Below are 3089 nucleotides of genomic sequence, written 5' to 3'. Positions count from 1 at the left end.
ATGACCGTACGACGCGGCCAGGGCTACACCCTGCGCGTCAGCGCCCCGCTCGCGGTCCACCGCCAGTTCCTCGCCCGCTGCCGCCCCCTCGACGGAACCCCGGACACTCCGGCAATCCCCGCGCAGCACAAGGCCCGACGCGAGTACGAGAACCGCGTCAACGCCATCCCATCCGGGACTTGATCGCTATGTGCAGGAGACTTCAGACATAGCGCAGGCGACTCCAGAAGTCGCAGTGACCATGGCCCGGGCGGGAAACCCCCTGGGAACGATGGGGGTTCGGTAATAGCGTCGAACATTGTGGACTCTCCGATCGACTCTCGCGCACTGGCCGACTCCTCACGCCGCTGGATGCAGAAGGCACTGGCTGCGTTCACACAAGGAGAAGAGGAGCAAGACTTCGCGGTTCATCACGCGGGTGTCGCACTCGAACATCTGCTGAAGTCCTACCTGGCGTCCCTGCATCCTGTCCTGGTGGTCGAGAGCAAGCCCGACAATTTCCTGTCGCTCCTGCATGCGATCGGCCGCGGGACTACCCCGGTCACCACGATCAAGACCATCGGCCTGTCGGAAGCCTTCACCCGAGTGAAACACCTCCTTACGGCAGAGATCCCGATCGACGCGAAGCTACTCCGGCCCGTCATGGAGGCCCGCAACGGCGTTGCCCACTGCGCGATACACGACCACGCGGCGACCGCCACGAACCTTGCTCTCGTGATCAAGGTGGTCGATCCCGTGTTGGCGGCGCTCCGGCTCGACACCACCAGCGACTGGTACTGGGGTGACTACGGCGAGCTTCGCGAGTCCTTGATCGCCAAGCGCAACGATGCTCTTCGTGTGCGGATCAGCGCCAAGGTGGCCAGGGCGAAGGCCGTCTATGCGCGGCGGCGGTCGGAGTTCTCCAGGCCCGAGCAGTGGGCTGAGGTGATGGCCATGATTACCGACGGGATCGGCGGCCACATCTGCCCCGCGTGCGAGAACCCGGTCCTGCACTCGGGGGAGGTGGTCCACGTCGAGATGGATCTGGTTCCCTCCGAGGCAGGGGATGGTCTTACGCAATCGGCAAAGGCGACGTTCCACTCCAAGAGCCTCAAATGCGAGATCTGCCACCTTGAGCTGAACGAGGAGGAGTTGGTTCATCAGGGGTTGGCGGACTCCGTGGAGTTGGTGCCGACGGAGGACTATCACCTGTACGTCGAGAACGCCCAAGCGCTGGCGTGGACAGCGTATGAGCGCGATGTGGGGTACTCGTCGGACGGCGACGAGCCGGTCGATGAAGGGGCGCTGGAGGAGACGTACCGGATGTTCGAGGCCGACGGGTAGATCGATCCGAGACGTTGAGCGGCGCCGTCGCCTCAGTGGTCCGTGCTACCGACGCGGCGCGCCCCGACGGTGTATGGACTTCGGGTGTTCTTCATCCGATCGTGTGGAGCCCGCCGGGTGTTCGGAACGGTGCTGGCTGGCCCGCTGACACTTCGGTCATGGAACAGACCGGCGGCGAGGTGCGCCGTCGGCCGCCAGGTCGAAGCCGGACCACGCTCCGGTGGCGATGCGCAGGTGCAAGCCGCGCCGCTGGAGGGCCTCGCGGATCTGGATGACGTCCTTGGTCGAGCGGAACAGCCGCGCGGCGTCCGCGATGCGGATCGTGTCGCCGACGGCCGCTTCGTCGAGCAGTCGGCGGAACCCGGCCCGGGCGACCGCGTAGACGCGGGAGGAGGTGGCCGGGTCCTCGTACGTCGGCGCGCCGGACTTGAGGATGTCGGCGAGGGCGTGAAGCTGGCGGGCGTTGGTCTGCTTGTCGGTGGAATGCCGCAGATACAGGCGGTCGACCATGCCGTTCCTCTCCTCCTCGTGTCCTGTCGGTTCTCGAAGCCGTGTGCCCGAGTGGGCGGGTGCTCCGGTGGTCGTCGCCTGCGGTGTTCTCGAGATTTCACCCGGGTTGATTCAGGCGAGTGGGTTGCACAGCAGCCGTGTTCGGGATCCCCGCAGTGATGGCCCAGCGCTCGTGGTCGCGCCACTCGCCGTTGATGAACTGGAAGGCGGCCGAGTAGCCCTCGCGCCGGAAGCCCAGGCGCTTGGCGAGGTTCAGCGAGGCAGTGTTGTCCGGCTGGATGTTCGCTTCCAGCCGGTGCAGGCCGAGTTCGGTGAAGGCATGCTCGACCGGAGCGTCGGTCCTCGATACGGAGGTCGACCCGGCTGCGGACTCTGGTCCTGCCGTCCCAGGTCGGCGTGTCGAGCATGGCCTCGATCGCGGGGGCGGGGTCGAGTGGGAGTACCGATCCGTCGGGGAAGTAGTCGTCGTCGAGGACGAACTCCAGGCTGGTTCCGTGACGTTGGGCCGGGCCGAGGTCGGTCAGTCGGGTCTCCTGGTGGAAGCCCGAATCGACCCGGTAGCCGCGGCCCTGGCTGCGGATGTCCGCACTCACGCGCGAACACACGGCCGTCGGCACGACCAGAGCGCCCACCCCGCGCGGCGGGCAGTGCCCCACCGCCAGCTCGCTGAACATCCGCACGGCGGCGGGAACCTGTTGCCGAACCGGTCCGGACAACCGCGTCGGCAACCCGGGGCCGTCGTCCTCCACCCGGAACCGGCGGTCCGACTCGACCACGACCCCGACACTGAGCACCGGCGCGACCGGCACCTCCCAGACCGCGTCGCCGACCACCCGCAGCAGCACACTCAACGGAAGATCCGGCTCCTCACGCTCCACGCCGAAGTACATACGAGGCCGCATCCGGACGACCTCGTGTTGGTCCTCGATCACCCGGATCCGGCTTGCGTCACAACGGGGCTCCTCACGATCCTCCATGCCGCCAATCCTTGCGCACGGACCGGGCGTTGGGGAGAACGACGTCCACACGGGCCCGCGCGATCGGCAGTTCGACCTACAACGCCGCAATCGCGAGGTTCAAGGACGAGCACCGGCAACCGAGTCGGGCCCATCCCAACCGCGCCTGTCAGGGACGCGGACGGAAAGGGCCCGGAACCACCAACCTAGTGTCCTGCGCCAGGAATTCGCTTCAGATAGGAAGCGAGGCGTTCGAGGATCTCGTCTGCGGTTCTGGTCCAGGCGAACGGGCGTGGGTTC

General features: G+C 66.8%; 2 protein-coding genes and 2 pseudogenes. 2 read left to right on the top strand and 2 right to left on the bottom strand.

The annotated features are described in order from the left end of the window. Together ABZS54_RS42625 and ABZS54_RS42620 are read left to right on the top strand one after the other, a co-directional pair. Positions 1 to 183 (top strand): annotated as a pseudogene (locus ABZS54_RS42625) (hypothetical protein); the annotation flags it as partial. Positions 184 to 351: 168 nt separating this feature from the next. Continuing rightward, positions 352 to 1323: a hypothetical protein gene (locus ABZS54_RS42620; RefSeq protein WP_355548750.1), complete on the top strand. Its 972-nt coding sequence runs from the start codon at positions 352 to 354 to the stop codon at positions 1321 to 1323. Positions 1324 to 1479: 156 nt separating this feature from the next. On the opposite strand, the gene ABZS54_RS42615 is transcribed toward ABZS54_RS42620, so the two are convergent. Together ABZS54_RS42615 and ABZS54_RS42610 are read right to left on the bottom strand one after the other, a co-directional pair. Continuing rightward, positions 1480 to 1833 (bottom strand): recombinase family protein, encoded by a 354-nt coding sequence (locus ABZS54_RS42615; protein ID WP_355548747.1) that lies wholly within the window; start codon positions 1831 to 1833, stop codon positions 1480 to 1482. Positions 1834 to 1930: 97 nt separating this feature from the next. After that, a pseudogene (locus ABZS54_RS42610) lies at positions 1931 to 2161 on the bottom strand (GNAT family protein); the annotation flags it as partial. Positions 2162 to 3089: the final 928 nt, after the last annotated feature.

It is taken from the genome of Embleya sp. NPDC005575 (assembly GCF_040605455.1).
Lineage (GTDB): Bacteria > Actinomycetota > Actinomycetes > Streptomycetales > Streptomycetaceae > Embleya.
Note: the sequence above shows the minus strand (reverse complement) of the source record. Positions and strands in the feature narration are given on the sequence as shown.

Coding starts and splice junctions, on each gene's coding strand:
- ABZS54_RS42620 (WP_355548750.1), top strand. CDS start 352: ATGCAGAAGGCACTGGCTGCGTTCACACAAGGAGAAGAGGAGCAAGAC.
- ABZS54_RS42615 (WP_355548747.1), bottom strand. CDS start 1,833: ATGGTCGACCGCCTGTATCTGCGGCATTCCACCGACAAGCAGACCAAC.